Annotated in this window: 16 protein-coding genes and 1 tRNA gene; 8 read left to right on the forward strand and 9 right to left on the reverse strand. The window is 56.4% G+C overall.

Features of this window, described 5'->3' with window-relative positions:
• Position 1: 1 nt before the first annotated feature.
• Entirely contained in the window at positions 2–658 is a 657-nt protein-coding gene (deoC, locus tag I6J26_RS03305) for a deoxyribose-phosphate aldolase (protein ID WP_115023242.1), read from the reverse strand.
• 29 nt (positions 659–687) lie between these two features.
• Entirely contained in the window at positions 688–1,974 is a 1,287-nt protein-coding gene (locus I6J26_RS03310; RefSeq protein WP_115023244.1) for a thymidine phosphorylase, read from the reverse strand.
• Between the two features lie 204 nt (positions 1,975–2,178).
• Between I6J26_RS03310 and I6J26_RS03315 the strand changes: the two genes are divergently transcribed.
• Both I6J26_RS03315 and I6J26_RS03320 read left to right on the forward strand, forming a co-directional pair.
• Positions 2,179–2,613: a cytidine deaminase gene (locus tag I6J26_RS03315; protein WP_115023246.1), complete on the forward strand. Its 435-nt coding sequence runs from the start codon at positions 2,179–2,181 to the stop codon at positions 2,611–2,613.
• A gap of 18 nt (positions 2,614–2,631) precedes the next feature.
• On the forward strand, positions 2,632–3,852 hold the full coding sequence (locus I6J26_RS03320) for a NupC/NupG family nucleoside CNT transporter (RefSeq protein ID WP_115023248.1): 1,221 nt from the start codon (positions 2,632–2,634) through the stop codon (positions 3,850–3,852).
• 53 nt (positions 3,853–3,905) lie between these two features.
• Here the strand turns inward: I6J26_RS03320 and I6J26_RS03325 are convergent, their stop codons facing one another.
• The 4 genes from I6J26_RS03325 to I6J26_RS03340 form a co-directional block, all read right to left on the reverse strand.
• On the reverse strand, positions 3,906–4,841 hold the full coding sequence (locus I6J26_RS03325; protein WP_070669500.1) for a sugar-binding transcriptional regulator: 936 nt from the start codon (positions 4,839–4,841) through the stop codon (positions 3,906–3,908).
• 90 nt (positions 4,842–4,931) lie between these two features.
• The gene (gene clpX, locus I6J26_RS03330; RefSeq protein ID WP_115023250.1) at positions 4,932–6,227 is read right to left on the reverse strand and encodes an ATP-dependent Clp protease ATP-binding subunit ClpX; all 1,296 of its coding nucleotides are present in this window, start codon (positions 6,225–6,227) and stop codon (positions 4,932–4,934) included.
• A 538-nt stretch (positions 6,228–6,765) separates the two neighbouring features.
• The gene (locus I6J26_RS03335) at positions 6,766–7,389 is read right to left on the reverse strand and encodes an ATP-dependent Clp protease proteolytic subunit (RefSeq protein ID WP_039676418.1); all 624 of its coding nucleotides are present in this window, start codon (positions 7,387–7,389) and stop codon (positions 6,766–6,768) included.
• 21 nt (positions 7,390–7,410) lie between these two features.
• Entirely contained in the window at positions 7,411–8,010 is a 600-nt protein-coding gene (locus I6J26_RS03340; protein WP_039676419.1) for an ATP-dependent Clp protease proteolytic subunit, read from the reverse strand.
• 138 nt (positions 8,011–8,148) lie between these two features.
• Here I6J26_RS03340 and I6J26_RS03345 point away from each other — a divergent pair, with 138 nt between their 5' ends.
• From I6J26_RS03345 to I6J26_RS03370, 6 genes are all read left to right on the forward strand, one after another.
• Complete coding sequence (locus I6J26_RS03345) at positions 8,149–8,829, forward strand: metal-dependent transcriptional regulator (protein ID WP_115023252.1); 681 nt, start codon at positions 8,149–8,151, stop codon at positions 8,827–8,829.
• Positions 8,830–8,944: 115 nt separating this feature from the next.
• Entirely contained in the window at positions 8,945–9,412 is a 468-nt protein-coding gene (gene nrdI / locus I6J26_RS03350) for a class Ib ribonucleoside-diphosphate reductase assembly flavoprotein NrdI (protein WP_005324049.1), read from the forward strand.
• A gap of 51 nt (positions 9,413–9,463) precedes the next feature.
• The gene (gene nrdE, locus I6J26_RS03355) at positions 9,464–11,659 is read left to right on the forward strand and encodes a class 1b ribonucleoside-diphosphate reductase subunit alpha (protein ID WP_115023254.1); all 2,196 of its coding nucleotides are present in this window, start codon (positions 9,464–9,466) and stop codon (positions 11,657–11,659) included.
• A 53-nt stretch (positions 11,660–11,712) separates the two neighbouring features.
• Entirely contained in the window at positions 11,713–12,738 is a 1,026-nt protein-coding gene (gene nrdF, locus I6J26_RS03360) for a class 1b ribonucleoside-diphosphate reductase subunit beta (RefSeq protein ID WP_023020918.1), read from the forward strand.
• Positions 12,722–12,994, forward strand: a complete 273-nt coding sequence (locus tag I6J26_RS03365) for a hypothetical protein (protein ID WP_034655492.1) — start codon at positions 12,722–12,724, stop codon at positions 12,992–12,994. The genes nrdF and I6J26_RS03365 overlap by 17 nt, the downstream gene beginning before the upstream one ends.
• Before the next feature lie 39 nt (positions 12,995–13,033).
• Complete coding sequence (locus I6J26_RS03370; RefSeq protein ID WP_115023256.1) at positions 13,034–13,615, forward strand: NADPH-dependent FMN reductase; 582 nt, start codon at positions 13,034–13,036, stop codon at positions 13,613–13,615.
• A 173-nt stretch (positions 13,616–13,788) separates the two neighbouring features.
• On the opposite strand, the gene tig is transcribed toward I6J26_RS03370, so the two are convergent.
• The 3 genes from tig to I6J26_RS03385 form a co-directional block, all read right to left on the reverse strand.
• A complete protein-coding gene (gene tig / locus I6J26_RS03375; protein WP_181815392.1) occupies positions 13,789–15,147 on the reverse strand; it encodes a trigger factor in 1,359 nt (452 codons plus the stop codon).
• A gap of 73 nt (positions 15,148–15,220) precedes the next feature.
• Positions 15,221–15,294 (reverse strand) — tRNA-Pro (locus tag I6J26_RS03380).
• A gap of 138 nt (positions 15,295–15,432) precedes the next feature.
• Positions 15,433–16,251 carry a DUF1542 domain-containing protein gene (locus I6J26_RS03385; RefSeq protein ID WP_115023261.1) on the reverse strand — a complete coding sequence of 273 codons (819 nt, stop codon included), beginning with the start codon at positions 16,249–16,251 and terminating at the stop codon, positions 15,433–15,435.
• Between the last annotated feature and the right edge of the window lie 155 nt (positions 16,252–16,406).

The following is a 16,406-nucleotide window of genomic DNA, read 5'->3' on the forward strand; positions in this document are numbered from 1 at the left end:
TTTAAGCCTCGAATCCTTCGAGCACGGCTGCAGAGGAAGACAGACCCAAGCGCGTTGCGCCAGCATCAATCATGGCCTGGGCGGCCTCAGCATCACGGATTCCACCCGAGGCCTTTACACCGAGGCGGCCCTCGACGGTGTCTGCCATAAGCTTCACGGCATGGACCGAAGCACCACCAGCCGGGTGGAAGCCAGTCGAGGTTTTGACAAAATCGGCGCCTGCGCGCTCGGCGGCTTGGCACGTGGCGACGATTTCTTCATCGTCAAGCGCAGCAGATTCAATGATGACCTTCACGATGACTGGAGCCGGTGCAGCATCGCGCACGGCCTTGATGTCGGCCTCCACCGCGGCGTAGTCATGGGACTTGACCTGGGAAAGATTGACTACCATGTCAATCTCTTCGGCACCGTCTTTCACTGCACGTGCAGTCTCAGCTGCCTTAACCTCGGTCTTCACAGCACCGGAAGGAAAGCCAACGACGGTGGCTACGTGTACGCCCGCCGGCACCTCAACAGGCAGTTGGTTCGGCGATACGCAAATTGAATAGGTGCCCAGTTCTCCCGCTTCCTTGGCCAAAGCGGCCACCTGGTCCGGGGTCGCTTCCGGTTTAAGCAGGGTGTGATCAATCATCTGGGCAACGTCAGTGCGAGAAGTCATAATGTCTCCTAAATGTCGGTGAATGTGTGTTAGCTGATTCGGTCAAGAATGATCGTGCGCTCTTCAGACAGCGGTTCATTGGTGATCTGAAAACCGCTGTTGAGAACCTCCAAGGAGCGCTCGAAGCGATCTGGGGTTTCCGTGTGCAGAGTAAACAGCTTCTGCCCCTTGGTCACCTTCTCGCCCTTCGTGGCATGCAGTTCAATACCAGCGGTGGCCTGTACCGGATCTTCCTTTCGAGCACGACCGGCACCCAGGCGCCACGAGCTCACGCCGACGGCGAGAGCATCTAGTTCGGTCAGGTAGCCATCGGATTCTGCGATGACATCGTGGGTGTGGCTCGCCACCGGCAGAGCGGCATCTGGGTCGCCGCCCTGCGCCTTAATCATTTGCTTCCACTTGTCCATAGCACGGCCGTCCTTGAGGGCTGCCTCAACGTCGGCGTCGTGAACGCCGGCCGCCTCGAGCATCTCGCGAGCCAGAGCAACGGTGAGTTCGACGACGTCCGCCGGACCGCCACCGGCGAGCACCTCCACAGATTCCTCAACCTCAAGGGCATTGCCTACCTTGCGCCCCAGAGGGGTCGACATATCAGTCAGCAAAGCAGTCGTCTTCGTGCCAGCGTCCTTGCCCAAATCAACCATCGTTTGCGCCAACTCGCGAGCCTGTTCCTGGTTCTTCATGAATGCACCGGAACCGACCTTAACGTCGAGCACCAACGAAGACGTACCTTCCGCGATTTTCTTGGACATGATGGAGGAGGCAATCAGCGGGATAGCTTCCACCGTGGAGGTGATGTCACGCAATGCGTAAATCTTTTTATCTGCTGGAGCCAAGCCAGCACCGGCAGCACAGATGATGCAACCTGGATCCTCCAGGATTTCCATCATGCGCTCATTACTCACATCGGCTTGCCACCCTGGAATTGCTTCCAGCTTGTCCAGCGTTCCTCCCGTGTGTCCGAGGCCGCGTCCAGACAGCTGAGGTACGGCGACACCGAAAGCCGCAACGAGCGGTGCGAGCGGTAGGGTGATTTTGTCACCGACGCCTCCGGTGGAGTGCTTATCGGCGGTTTTCTTCGACAAAGAATCGAAGCTCATCGTTTCACCGGACGCGATCATGGCCTGGGTCCAGCGCGAAATCTCTTCACAGTTCATGCCATTGAGGAAAATGGCCATATTAAGTGCGGCCATCTGCTCATCGCCCACCACTCCACGCGTGTAGGCGTCAATAACCCAATCAATCTCGGCAGGGCTCAGCACCCCCTTGTCACGTTTGGTACGGATAACGTCGACTGCATCAAATTTCTCGGCCACGACAACTCCTTCACTCTTGGCCTACCTACTCCGGGATGCGGAATGCAGCCCGCTGTGCTTTACCTCACTTGAATTTCGGGCTTGTGCATCGCAACACAGCCCATTATTATCGCTAATAGAACAGATGTCAATGAGGAGTTTTATTTTTGTTCCTGAAGCGCTGGAACACGCCTCCTCCCGCACCGCAAGAAAGGACCCATCGCTATGGATGCGACAAAAACGCCAACAGACGTTGAGCTTTTGGAGACGGCGAGGGAAGCAGCACACCACGCATGGGCACCGTATTCCTCATTCCCGGTCGGTGCCGCCCTGCTTCTCGACGATGGCCGGGTCATCACCGGCTCCAACGTCGAAAATGCCTCCAGCCCCCTTGGTATCTGCGCTGAGCGCAACGCCGCCGCTCACATGATTACGTCAGGAGATGCCACCGCTGATGACGGCCACTTGCCCAATCTGCCCGTAATTCGCGCTGTTGCCATCGTTGGCCTCAAGGCTGAACCGTGCTATCCGTGTGGCGCCTGCCGCCAGGTGCTGCGCGAGTTCAATTGCGAACGAGTCATCGTTTCCGTCGATGGTGCACCCCGCAGCTTCGACTTCAGTGAAATCCTTCCCCACTCCTTTGGCCCCGAGGCCCTCTAAGAGAATGGTCTGATAAACATGGAACGCCTACAAGGTCTTTTAGGAATCCTCGCGATCCTTGCGGTCATTTACGTTCTTTCCAGTTCCCGCAAAAACATAAAGTGGCGCACGATCGGTGTGGGCCTCGCCCTACAGATTGTCTTCTGCTACCTAGTGCTGGCATGGGAGCCCGGGTTCAAAGCTCTCGAAGCGGTCTCCCACGGTCTCACCAAGCTCACTGATTTCACGAACGAAGGCACGTCCTTCGTATTCGGTGGATTACTCGGTGAAGACTTCATTTTCGCGCTCAATGTTCTTCCTGTAGTCATCTTTTTGGGCGCAATTATTGCTGCGCTCTACTATCTCCGGGTTATCCAGTACTTCGTCGAGTACGTCGGTTCGGGCATTAAATGGCTTATGGGCACATCCAAGGTGGAGTCTGTCTGGGCCACGACAGTTATTTTCCTCGGCCAGTCGGAGGCCCCTCTCGTCATCAAGCCGTACCTGCCCAAGCTCACTCGTTCGGAGCTCTACACCTGTATGGTCGGCGGCTTCGCCTCGGTCGCCGGCTCCACGCTCATTGGTTATTCCCTATTGGGCGCACCGTTGGAGTATCTTCTGGCCGCATCCTTGATGAACGCCCCCGGTTCCCTTCTTATCGCCAAGGGCCTCATGCCGGAGACCGAGGAATCTAATCTAGATGCCACGGTCAAGGACGTGCGCGATAACGATTCCAAGAACATCATCGATGCCATCAGTAGCGGTGCCATGGCCGGTGGCAAGATTGCCATTTCAGTGGCCTGCCTCCTCATTGCCTTTATCGCCATGATCGCTATGCTTTCCGCCATCCTCGGCGGCGTAGGTTCCATCTTCGGTCAAGACAATTGGTCTCTCGAAGGCCTCTTTGGTCTCCTCTTCGCGCCGGTGGCATGGCTTATCGGCGTCCCGTGGGACGACGTTATGCAGGTCGGCAACTTCATTGGCCAAAAGACAATCCTCAATGAGTTCGTTGGCTACACCGCGTTTGGTGAAAACATCGACCAGCTCAGCGACAAAGCCATCATGCTCTCTTCCTTCGCCCTGGCTGGCTTTGCCAACATCTCCTCCATCGGCATTCAGATTGGATCAATCGGCGGCCTTGTACCAGAGCGCCGCGGCGAGATTGCGAAACTCGGGCCTAAAGCCCTGTTCGGTGGTTTCTTAACCAATATGCTCAACGCCGCCATTGTGGGCGTCATCGTCGCCCCCATGGTTCTTTAACCCGCGCCAAGGAGAGCCTCTCAGCACGAGGGGCTCTTTTGTTTTGTTTTCTCCTAAAGCTGAAGCAATCGGTTCGCTGTTTCTTTGTCGATGACGACATGCGTCGCCAACTTCATACGCAGCGCGGTATCGATGGCTGCCATCTTTTGAAGCCCACCGGCTACCAAGAAGCGTTGCGGAATCGCCTTTAGTTCTGAGAGTGAAATGCCGATAGTGCGCGCATCTATAGCTGGCGAGGCCACCTCCCCATCGGCCGTGTAAAAACGCGAGCAGGCGTCACCAACGGCCTGGCGTTCAAGCACATGGATCTCCTCTTCACTGAGGTACCCAAGGTTCATCAACAGGCTATCGCGTGAGACAGCTCCCACAGTGAAAACAGCAAGATCAGCGTGGCGCCCTGCATTCAAAATGGAAGAAATGTGTCTATCTTTTTCGACGATTTCTTTTGCTTCCGCAGAGTCGAAAATAACCGGCAGAGGCAGACTTAGAGTCTCGGCTCCAAACGCCGCACTAATGCGCTTGAGCGTGTCCATGTCATTCGTCACGCGGATAGAGTGCGAATGTCCGCCTTTGAGCTGTACAATCTCGACTCCAGCCACGCTTTTTGGCTGCATATGCCGCGCCACTGAGTGCATGGTATTCCCCCAGGAAATTCCCACACTCATACCGTCATGGACAAGTTCATGGAGCATCTTGGCCCCGACGCGCCCCAAGCCCTCTGTAAGCGTGTCTTCATCACCACGAGGACTAAAGACGAGACGAACATCCTCAAGCCCATAACGCTCCATTAGACGTTGGCCAAGTTCATCGCCGTCCTCACGGGGATCATGGATTTCCACCGTGACGTATCCGCGGGTTTTGGCATGTTGCAAGAGCTTGGCAACGGTTGGCCGGGACAACCCCATCTCAGCAGCCACCTCGCTTTGGCTCAGTCCTCCGCGATAGTAAAGCTTGGCCACCTGCAGTGATTGTTCGTCACGTAGCTCCATGGTCGATTCCTCTCATCCACTCTGATTTGAGCCACAAAAATGGCCGAGCGACGCTTTCCAGCACCACCCAGCCATAAATCTACAGCCGGTTTAAGCGGATTCCTTCGCTTCGTCCGAGTAGACGAACTCCGGCTCGCCTTCGCCCTTCACGCAGGCTTCGGTGATATGGACGCTGGCAATATCCTCGCGGTCCGGCAGGTCATACATCACCGGAACAAGCAGCTCCTCCATGATGGCGCGCAGGCCACGCGCACCGGTCTTACGCTCCAGTGCCAACTCAGCGATGGCATCGAGCGCTTCATCCTCGAAGTGCAACTCCGCGCCGTCCATGCTGAACAGGCGCTGGTACTGCTTGACCAAGGAATTCTTCGGCTCGACGAGGACCTTGACTAGGGACTCACGGTCCAAGTTGTCTACCGTCGCCACAACCGGAAGACGGCCAATAAACTCCGGAATCAGGCCAAACTTCACCAAGTCCTCGGGGCGCACCTGGGAGAAGAAGTCCACGGACTCTTTTTCATCCTTGGTTTCCAGCTTGGCGCCGAAGCCCACGCCCTTCTTGCCCACACGCTCCGAAATCACCTTGTCCAAACCAGCAAAGGCGCCAGCAACAATGAACAGGATGTTAGAGGTATCCAGCTGGATGAACTCCTGGTTCGGGTGCTTGCGCCCGCCCTGCGGCGGGATGGCCGCCACGGTTCCCTCAAGAATCTTCAGCAACGCCTGCTGCACACCTTCACCGGAGACGTCACGAGTGATTGACGGGTTCTCCGACTTGCGGGAGATCTTGTCCACCTCATCCACGTAGATGATGCCGTGCTGTGCACGCTCAACATCAAAGTCGGCTGCCTGGAGTAGCTTGAGCAGGATATTCTCCACATCCTCGCCCACGTAGCCGGCCTCTGTCAGGCTGGTGGCATCGGCGATGGCGAAGGGGACGTCGAGAAGCCGGGCTAGGGTCTGCGCCAGGTAGGTCTTACCGGAGCCAGTGGGGCCCAGCATGAGGATGTTGGACTTGGCAATCTCCACGTCCTCTTCCTGTGCCTTCTTGCGGCGACTCTCCAAGCCCGCGGCTTCTTCTGCCTTGATGCGCTTGTAGTGGTTGTACACCGCCACCGACAGCACGCGCTTGGCCTGATCTTGACCGATGACGTACTTATCTAGGAAGGCCGAAATCTCCGAAGGACGCGGCAGGCGCATCTCCTTCTCTTCATCCGCCTCGGCCTGAGCTGCGCCGAGCTCCTCCTCAATAATCTCGTTGCAGAGCTCAATGCATTCGTCACAAATGTAGACGCCGCCGCCGGCGATAAGCTTCTTTACCTGCTTTTGACTCTTTCCGCAGAAGGAGCACTTGAGCAGGTCAGCACTTTCTTGCATACGTGCCATGAACGCCTTTCGACTCTTTTCTCTGAGGGTGTTAGTGGGGCGATTCTACCGCAGCCCCCGCGGTCTTCATTCCACTCTAGTAAACCACTCACCCATGAGCTTCATTCCCCACTGAGTGGCGCGCCATTGAATTTAAAACAGTCTTTAATCAACATAGACAGAGCTGCTTGCTCGTTTACTTCTGCTGTCCGCCCCTTCACCGACATCGGCGTCAGCAAGGCCCTCCACACCACCGGCGCTAGCCATACCACTGGCGCTAGCCTCCTAGGCTGAAGCTCGGACACATCCGCCCCAACCGTTCAGGAGCAACTCCAGGTTCGACCTTCAAGACCAGGCCGCGACCGATCTCGACGCAGACGCCCTGCTTGTCGACGTCACCTCGCGCGACTCCGTGCGAAACCTCTCCTGGGACGTCGACAAGCGCTATGGCCACATCGTCATCTTGCCAGTTTATGAGGGCTAAGCCGCTCTACGACGAAAGCAAGCCCCGCCCCGGAACAAATCCGGAGGCGGGGCATCGCGCCTACACGCAACTTACCTAGGCGTTGAGCTTGCGGTAATCAAAGACGGTATCGATGAGACCGTACTCCACTGCTTCCTGGGCGGTGAGAATCTTGTCACGGTCAGTATCGATGCGAATCTGCTCAGCGGTGCGGCCGGTGTGCTCGGCCAGGGTCTCCTCCATGAGGCGGCGCATACGCTCAATCTCGTTGGCCTCAATCTCAAGATCAGAGACTTGGCCCTGGGTGCCCTGCGTGCGCGGCTGGTGGATAAGCACGCGAGAGTTCGGAAGTGCTGCGCGCTTACCCGGGGCACCGGCAGCCAGCAGGACGGCTGCGGCGGAGGCGGCCTGGCCCAGGCACACGGTCTGCACGTCCGGGCGCACGTAGCGCATGGTGTCATAGATGGCCATCAGCGCGGTGAAGGATCCACCCGGGGAGTTGATGTACATCGTGATATCGCGGTCTGGGTCCTGAGACTCCAGCACCAGCAGCTGCGCCATGATGTCGTTAGCGGAGGTGTCATCGACCTGGGTGCCTAGGAAGATGATGCGCTCCTCAAACAGCTTGGAGTACGGGTTGGTGGTCTTGGATCCCTGCGCGTTCTGCTCAATAAACTCTGGCAGAACGTAGCGGGAAGAAGGCATCTGAAGGTTAGACATTGTAATAAGGCTCCTTGTTCCCTAGTTGCTGATAGGACCGTTGACGGACTCGATGACGTGGTCGACGATTCCGTACTCCTTGGCCTGCTGGGCGGTGAACCAGCGGTCACGGTCAGAGTCCTTGGTGATCTGCTCAAAGGTCTGGCCGGTGTGCTCAGCGATGAGCTCAGCCATCTCACGCTTGGTCTGCGCGAACTGCTCAGCCTGGATGGCGATGTCAGCTGCGGTACCACCGACACCAGCGGAAGGCTGGTGCATCATGATGCGCGCGTGCGGCAGAGCGTAGCGCTTGCCCTTGGTGCCGCCGGAGAGAAGGAACTGACCCATAGAGGCAGCCAGGCCCATGCCGTACGTGGCAATATCGCACGGCGAGTACTTCATCGTGTCGTAAATGGCCATGCCCGCAGTGACAGAGCCACCCGGAGAGTTGATGTAAAGCGAAATGTCGCGAGTGGGGTCCTCGGCAGACAGCAGGAGGATCTGGGCGCAAAGCTTGTTCGCAATCTCATCATCGACCTGGGTTCCCAGGAAGATAATGCGCTCGCGCAACAGGCGCTCGTACACGCTATCGCTCAGATTCATACCCGTAGACGACGAGTTCATTGAAATCTTCTCAGACATTAGTGGTTCTCCTTCAAGTGAAGAATGCTTTAACTGGCCCCACCTTACCGGCATTCCTCTCAAACTTGGCCTCTGTTCGCTATGAGCGTTGGGGCACAGCGCCAAAGGCGCACACGGAAGCTGGGTTAACATTTACTCATGTCTGTTTCCGAGCTGTCCACCAGTACCCAGAACTATTTGAAAGCTATCTGGGGGCTAAAGGAATGGTCGTCCGAGCCCGTTACCGCCACACTTATAGCGAAACAGCTGGGACTCAAGCTCTCCTCGGTCTCTGATGCAGTGCGCAAAATGGCGAAGCAAGGGCTCGTGTCACACACGCCCTATGGCTCTGTGGAGTTAACCGAACTTGGCAGGCAGTACGCATTGGTCATGGTGCGCCGTCACCGATTGCTTGAGTCTTTTTTGGTTCAAGCATTGGGCTACACGTGGGACGAAGTCCATAATGAAGCCGAAAATCTCGAACACGCGGTGTCTGACATGCTCATAGAACGTGTGGATAAGTTCCTTGATTACCCCACTAGGGATCCGCACGGCGATCCTATCCCTACGGTTGATGGACAGATCACAATCCCCAGTGCGCATCGCCTCACCGACAGCGGTGCACAATCGCAGGTGACCGTGGAACGCATTTCTGATTCCGACCCACAACTGCTGAAGTTCCTTGAGGAGCGCGGCATTGTCACTGGGGCTGTTCTTAGCACGCGCGAGGGAGCGCCCTTTTCAGATTCTCTCGAAATACAGGTGGCCGGCAGCACTCAGTGGGTAGTACTTGGACGCCCAGCTACCGACGCAGTGTTTGTAGCACACCACAACCTTTAGACCTTCCCCTTTGCATTAATCCTGCTCTCACCTGCCCTTTTCAAAACTACGTTAGACCGTAGTTGCAACTACGGCATTGCGTAGTTAGTCTTTTCGAATATCACCTAACCCACTTATGGCTAAGGCCAGGATGAGCAGGATTGCCATGTCAGACTCACCAGATTTGGTGTACTTTTCCAGCGTTTCAGAAAACACGAAAAGATTCGTCGAACGCTTAGATAGACCCGCGGTGCGCATTCCACTGCGCCCCAAGAAAACCGGGATGATCCAGGTTTCACACCCGTACGTACTCATCGTTCCCACCTACGGCGGCGGCTCGCTCAAACGCGCAGTCCCCAAACAGGTCATCGACTTCCTCAATGACCCAATCAACCGCTCCTTTATCCGGGGCGTTATTACCTCGGGGAATACCAACTTCGGAAGTGCTTACTGCGTCGCCGGACGCATCATTTCCGCCAAGTGCCACGTACCGGAGCTGTATCACTTCGAGCTTCTCGGCACCCAGAAGGACATCGCCGCCGTAAAGCAGGGCCTTCAGAAGTTTTGGGAGCAGCAAAAGCAACTAACGATGACACCCCATTAATCCCCCCACAAGATGAAGAACACATCCGCATCACACAGATTGGAAAACACAATGTGGCCTCTTGATGCCACCCCCACACAGACTATTGGCGCTACGCCCCGCACCGCTTCAGCAGACAATGCCGGCGGTGTCGGCAAGCGCAAGAGCTACCACGCACTCAACGCGCAGCTGAACTTGTTCGACGCTTCTGGAAAAATCCAGTTTGACAAGGACATTCAGGCAGCACAAGACTATGTCACGCACCATGTCGCTCCCCGCATGCATCAGTTCGATTCCACCAAGCAACGCTTGGAATGGTTGGTTGATAACGAGTACTACGAGCGGGATTTCCTTGAGCTTTATGATGACGCCTTTCTGTGCGCCATGTACGACAGAGCTCATCGAGCTAAGCACCAGTTCCGCACCTTCCTCGGCGCATTTAAGTTCTTCACTTCATATGCACTGAAAACCTTTGATGGCTCCCGATTCCTAGAAGGCTACGAAGAACGCGTCGCCACCACAGCTTTATACCTTGCACAGGGTGACGAAGAGCTCGCAGAAAAGCTGGTGGATGACATCATGACCGGACGCTTCCAGCCCGCCACCCCTACTTTTCTCAACGCAGGCAAAGCCCAGCGCGGCGAAATGGTCTCCTGCTTCCTCCTGCGAATCGAAGACAACTTGGAGAGCATTGGCCGCTGCGTGAACTCTGCACTGCAACTATCAAAGCGCGGTGGTGGAGTGGCCCTGTTGCTGAGCAATCTGCGCGAATCCGGAGCCCCGATCAAAAAGATTGAGAACCAGGCTTCCGGCGTAGTCCCAGTCATGAAGATTCTCGAAGATAGCTTCAGCTATGCCAACCAATTGGGTGCCCGGCAGGGCGCTGGAGCCGTCTACCTGCATGCGCACCATCCAGATATTCTTCGCTTCCTGGATACCAAGCGGGAAAATGCCGATGAGAAAGTCCGCATCAAGACTCTTTCGCTGGGGGTTGTTATTCCAGATATAACCTTCCGGCTGGCCAAAGAGAACAAGGATATGCATCTTTTTAGCCCGTATGACATCGCTCGCGAGTACGGCGTAGCCATGTCTGACATGTCCATCACCGAGTACTACGACGAGCTGGTTGCCAATCCGCGAATCTCTCACACGACCATTAAGGCCCGCGAGTTTTTCACCACGCTGGCTGAGCTTCAGTTTGAATCCGGATACCCCTACATCCTCTTTGAAGATACGGTCAACCGCGCTAATCCCCTCAAAGGACATATCAATATGTCCAACCTGTGTAGCGAAATCCTCCAGGTCAACACGCCATCGACCTACGGAGCTTCGGGTGACTACACCACCGTTGGCCAGGATATTTCCTGCAATCTAGGTTCGCTTAACATTGCGAAGGCTTTTGAATCGCCGGACTTCGGGGAGACCGTCGAAACCGCGGTGCGTGCCCTCACGAAGGTTTCAGACCTGACGAACATCGAAGCTGTTCCCTCCATCGCTCACGGAAATGCTTCCATGCATGCCATTGGTCTGGGCCAAATGAATCTCCACGGCTTTCTTGCTTCACAGCGTATTCCTTATGGCTGCGCCGAGGCACTGGACTTTACAAATATCTATTTCCTCACGGTGACCTACCATGCGCTCCGCGCATCCCATGCACTCGCGGTTGAAAAAGGTCAACGATTCACAGGCTTCGAAGAATCCACCTATGCCACTGGCGCCTACTTTGACAAATACATCGACCAAGACTGGGCGCCAGCCACTGAACACGTAAAACAGCTCTTCCATGAAGCAGGCGTGCAGATCCCTCAACGCGAGGATTGGCTACGGCTCAAGAATCAAGTGATGCGAGACGGCATCTACAACGCCTACTTGCAGGCAGTTCCACCCACTGGATCAATTTCCTACATCAATGACTCCACCGCGTCCATCCACCCAATTGCCTCCAAAATTGAAATACGCAAGGAAGGCCGCTTGGGGCGCGTGTACTACCCCGCACCGGAAATGACCAACGACAACCTGGAGTATTTCGATGACTCCTACGCCGTGGGATACGAAAAAATCATCGACACCTACGCCATGGCCACCCAACACGTGGACCAAGGGCTTTCCCTGACCTTGTTCTTTACCGCTGATACCACAACGCGGGACATCAACAAGGCACAAATCTATGCCTGGAAAGCCGGAATCAAGACCCTCTACTACATCCGTTTACGCCAATCCGCGCTCCAAGGAACCGAGGTCGAAGGCTGCGTCTCCTGTGCTTTGTAGGAGCACGGTCCTCCCCCCTTGTCCACAACCATTCACTCAGAAAGAAAGAAGCTATGTCTTCAACATCGAATAGTGCTGAACTAACCAGCATTTCAGTTACTCCGCCGAGCTACCGGCATGATCCTTCAGCCCGCATCCGCGCCATCAATTGGAACCGGGTGAGCGATGACAAGGATCTTGAAGTGTGGAACCGTCTCACCGCCAACTTTTGGTTGCCAGAGAAGGTCCCGCTTTCTAATGATCTCCCGGCGTGGCAGAAGATGACACCCGAGGAACGCAACCTCACCATGCGGGTGTTCACGGGACTCACCACCCTGGATACTGTCCAGGCCACCGTGGGTGAAATCTGTCAGATTCAAGATGCCCGCACCGAACACGAGGAGGCCGTGTATACCAACATCGCCTTCATGCAGTCAGTCCATGCCCGTTCATACTCTTCTGTGTTTTCGACCCTGAGCAGTACAAAGGAAATTGATGAAGCATACCGCTGGGCGGTGAATAACGACCTTCTCCAGGCACGCGCCAAGAAAGTTCTCGCGCACTATTTTGGGCCGGATCCACTCAAACGCAAGGTGTCATCGACGCTGCTTTCCTCGCTGCTTCTCTACGCGGGTTTCTATCTTCCCTTGCACTTTTCTGTCCACGCCACCCTGACAAATACGGCAGACATGATTCGCCTCATTCTGCGTGACAAGGCAGTGCACGGCTACTACTCGGGCTACAAGTATCAGCGCGGTCTGGAATCCACGACCCCGCTACGGCAGAAGGAGATGCATGATTTCACCATTTCTTTGCTCGAAGAGCTTTATGCACTAGAGCTGGACTATTCCGGCGAGCTATATGAGCCTTTGGGACTCATGGATGATGTAGCCGTGTTCGTTCGCTATAACGCCAATAAGGCACTCATGAATTTGGGCTACCCGGATTATTTCCCGCCCGAAGAAACGGAAGTGAACCCAGAAATCCTCGCGGCCCTAGCCCCCGGAGCAGATGAGAACCATGACTTCTTCTCCGGATCTGGTTCCTCCTATGTCATTGGTACTGCTGAAGAAACGAGTGATGATGACTGGGATTTCTAAACCTTTTCCGCGACCGGACCAAGGAAGCTGGCTTGAGACCATCGCGCTGTTTGAAGCCATCCGCGAAGGAAACCAACCCGCAGCCATGCGGCTGTTGAATACATCCGCCGCACGAGAAGCAGTCCTCGGGGGGCTTCTAGGACTCATCGAACTGTACTTCCGCCATGAAGAAGGAGACAAAGTAGATGGCTTCCTCACCGCCGCCCACGCTGCCGGCCCACCACCGGCCTTTGGCTGCAAGCCTTTTCTCCCTTGACCACGTCTCCCTACACCCAACTAAGAAAGAAGGTTTACCATGACCACCCCACGTATCAGCGTTATCGTCGGCAGCCTGCGCCGAGAGTCATTTGCACGCAAGATTGCACACGAGGTGCTCACGATGATCCCTGAAGACTACGAGGCAAACATCGTGGAAATCCGTGACTTGCCGCTCTATGACTTCGACTACGATGACCCCGCCGTCACGGACAAGCCCACTCCGGCTGAGTACACCACCTTTCGCGAGACCATCAAGAACTCGAGCGGGATCCTCTTCATTACGCCAGAGAACAACCGCACTATCCCCGCCTGCCTCAAAAACGCAGTGGACATCGGCTCTAAACCCAACTCAGATGTGGCGTGGAAGAACCTTCCCGCAGGTATCATTAGCCACTCTGTAGGCCGCATGGGCGGCTACAGTTCACAGAAGAACCTTCGCCTCGCTCTGTCCTACTTCGATACGCCGCTCCCTGGTCAGCCCGAAGTATTTCTGGGCCAATCCCCCACCCTTTTCGAAGAGTCCGGACATCTCAATCAACGTACCGCAGACTTTGTCAAGGATTACGTTATGCGCTTCCTGCAGCTAACCGACGAGGCCGTTAGAGCCAAGAACGGCTAGCGGTATCCCCCGCCAACACACATCACGCCCTCTACGAAGTACTCAAAGACTCCTAGAGGGCGTTCACAATGACACAAACCCCGGATTCAGGCTCATCCTTGAGTTACCTGAATCCGGGGTTTCATGCGCGCTCGCCACCACACATGTGGCAGCAGCGCGTTACAAGCGGGAGATTACTTCTCCTCGGAAGCTTCTGCAGCGTCCTCTTCTTCGATTTCACCGAAGTACTGGTCAACGTCAACCTTGTTGCCCTCTTCATCGGTGACCTCGGCACGGCAGATGGCCATTGCCAGGGCCTTGCCACGGCGAACGTCAGAGAACAGGTTGCCCAGCTGGTTGCTGGACTGCAGCTGCTGGATGAACTGGTTCGGGTCCATGCCGTAAGACTGCGCGGTGAACAGGATGTGGTCGGTCAGCTCCTGCTGGGATACCTCCGGCTCCTCAACCTCAGCCAGTGCGTCCAAGAAGAGCTGGGTGCGGACGGATTCCTCAGCGGACTTGCGAGCATCAGCATCGAACTCTTCGCGAGTGGTGCCCTGAGCCTCAAGCAACTGTGCCAGTGCCTTCTCGTCGTGAGCCATCTGGCCCATGACCTGGTGCAGCTGAGCGTGAACCTGCTCGTCAACGATGGACTTCGGCAGCTCGAAGGAAACCTCGTCGAGAGCGGCCTTGAGGACCTCATCGCGGATGTTGGCAGCCTGCTCGGACTTCTTGGTTTCCTCAACGCGGGTCTTGGTGTCTTCGCGCAGTTCGTCGATAGTGTCGAACTCGGAGGCCATCTGAGCGAACTCGTCGTCGAGCTCCGGAAGCTTGCGCTCCTTGGTCTGCTGGACGTGGACCTTCACGGTGGCCTCTTCGCCCTCGTGCTCACCGGACTGGATGGTGGTGGTGAACTCGTTGTCCTCATCGGTCTTCATGCCGCGCAGAGCGGTGTCGAGGCCCTTGATGAGGTTGTCATCACCGATGCGGTAGGTCATGCCCTCGTGGGATGCTTCCTCCAGCTTGGCGCCATCCACCTCAGTGGTGATGTCGATGACAGCGAAGTCACCGGTCTTCATCTTGCGCTTGGTGTCCTTGAGTTCACCGAAGCGGGAAGCCAGGTCCTCGAGTGCCTTGTCGACGTCCTCATCACCGATCTCGAGCGCCGGAACCTTGACGGAAATCTTGGAGAAGTCCGGAACCTCAAACTCCGGGCGCACGTCTACCTCAGCGGTGAACTCGACGAAGTCATTGTCCTCCAGCTTGGCAATGTCAACCTCCGGCTGGCCAATAACCTTGAGCTCGTTTTCTTCAACGGCCTGCTCGTAGCGAGACGGCAACATGTCATTAACGACCTGCTCGAGGATAGGGCCGCGGCCGAAGCGGGCGTCGATAAGCTGGCGCGGAGCCTTGCCCTTACGGAAGCCGGGGATGGAAACCTGCTGCGCGATCGCCGCGTAGGCCTGTGCGATTTCCTTGTCCAGCTCAGCGAACGGAACGTTGACGGTGAGCTTGACGCGCGTATCGCTCAGCTTGTCTACGGTGGTCTTCACGAGAAACTCTCCTGATTGTGATCGTCTAAAGATGAAATTTGGGGGCCTGGATGAGTGTCCAGGCCCCCATACGTCGGGGCGACAGGATTTGAACCTGCGACCCCCTGCTCCCAAAGCAGGTGCGCTACCAAGCTGCGCCACGCCCCGTATGGAAAGCCTCTGCGCCCGGAAGATCCGCGCGCAGCTGCGCTTCATACTGGGGCTAGTGTACCGATAGCCGCTTGACTATCCCAACACCGGCCCTACCTTAATCACGTTTATGCATGTCAGGGGATACTCCCCAGCTTAAAAGTCGAAGTCGAAATCAAACATTCCGCCATCGCCTCCGTCGCCGCCAAAGAGGCCATCGAAGAACCCTCCTTCATCGCCTCCCCCGACATCGCCGGCACCCATATCGCCGGCCTCGTCCATGCCAACGGGATCCATTTCACCAACGCTGTCCATGCCGCCACCCCAGTCGCCGCTTTCAGCCGCGGCTGCGGAGTAGCCGACGCCGGACATACCCGCGAACATCGCATTGAACATCATGGAGTAGCCCACCATCCACACGCCGGTGGATAACGCATCAGCCCACCACGGGCGCGAGTACCAGCCGGCTGGAACCGGACGTCCTGCTACGACACCACCCGGGTAGTAGTTCGGGGTTTGTGCCGATGCGCTTGGCGACGCCGTCAGCATCTCACCGTTCGCCTCCACCGTGCGGGTCTCCGTCACCTTGCCGGCTTGGCGCTGGCCCTCCAGCGGCGGCAACTCGGGACCCGGATCCATGCCCATAATCTCGCGCGCGGCTGCCACGTAGTACAGGCCTTCCAGCGCGGACTCACGCGCCAGGTGCGCCTGCTTGACCGTGGTGGCCCGGGAAATCGCGGAGTTTGCTGCGGTGAATCGCTCGGACGCATCCGCCATGGCTTGCTGAGAGGCAGTATCCGTGCCGCTGAGGTTCATCACCTGACCGCCAAGGCGCTCGGTCCAGCGGCGCGCATCCGCCATCGCGTCCTCAAAACGCTGGGATTCTCGCAGCTCCTGCTGCTTCTTTCCGTTACGGGAAGACAGGAACCACACGCCACCACCGGCGATGAGAACAAGGAGCAATAAGGAGCTCACGAAAGCACCACTTTCATCTATGAGTCGAACACTGTGTTGTTCAGATTGCGTACCTACTCAAACTAACGGCTTTTACCCTCATCTAGTTCCCGTTTTCACTTCAGAGCCATCGTGCGCTAAAGTAGTCCGCACGCCAACGCTCGGGCTTCTAGTTC

The sequence above is a fragment of the Corynebacterium minutissimum genome, from assembly GCF_016889765.1.
GTDB classification, from domain to species: Bacteria; Actinomycetota; Actinomycetes; order Mycobacteriales; family Mycobacteriaceae; genus Corynebacterium; species Corynebacterium minutissimum_B.

Bases quoted from the DNA above. Each gene is read 5' to 3' on its own strand.
- I6J26_RS03340 (WP_039676419.1), bottom strand. From the start codon at position 8,010: ATGTCTGAGAAGATTTCAATGAACTCGTCGTCTACGGGTATGAATCTG.
- I6J26_RS03370 (WP_115023256.1), top strand. From the start codon at position 13,034: ATGACCACCCCACGTATCAGCGTTATCGTCGGCAGCCTGCGCCGAGAG.
- I6J26_RS03365 (WP_034655492.1), top strand. From the start codon at position 12,722: ATGACTGGGATTTCTAAACCTTTTCCGCGACCGGACCAAGGAAGCTGG.
- I6J26_RS03325 (WP_070669500.1), bottom strand. From the start codon at position 4,841: ATGGAGCTACGTGACGAACAATCACTGCAGGTGGCCAAGCTTTACTAT.
- I6J26_RS03315 (WP_115023246.1), top strand. From the start codon at position 2,179: ATGGATGCGACAAAAACGCCAACAGACGTTGAGCTTTTGGAGACGGCG.
- deoC (WP_115023242.1), bottom strand. From the start codon at position 658: ATGACTTCTCGCACTGACGTTGCCCAGATGATTGATCACACCCTGCTT.
- clpX (WP_115023250.1), bottom strand. From the start codon at position 6,227: ATGGCACGTATGCAAGAAAGTGCTGACCTGCTCAAGTGCTCCTTCTGC.
- I6J26_RS03320 (WP_115023248.1), top strand. From the start codon at position 2,632: ATGGAACGCCTACAAGGTCTTTTAGGAATCCTCGCGATCCTTGCGGTC.
- nrdF (WP_023020918.1), top strand. From the start codon at position 11,713: ATGTCTTCAACATCGAATAGTGCTGAACTAACCAGCATTTCAGTTACT.
- I6J26_RS03345 (WP_115023252.1), top strand. From the start codon at position 8,149: ATGTCTGTTTCCGAGCTGTCCACCAGTACCCAGAACTATTTGAAAGCT.
- I6J26_RS03335 (WP_039676418.1), bottom strand. From the start codon at position 7,389: ATGTCTAACCTTCAGATGCCTTCTTCCCGCTACGTTCTGCCAGAGTTT.
- nrdI (WP_005324049.1), top strand. From the start codon at position 8,945: ATGGCTAAGGCCAGGATGAGCAGGATTGCCATGTCAGACTCACCAGAT.
- nrdE (WP_115023254.1), top strand. From the start codon at position 9,464: ATGTGGCCTCTTGATGCCACCCCCACACAGACTATTGGCGCTACGCCC.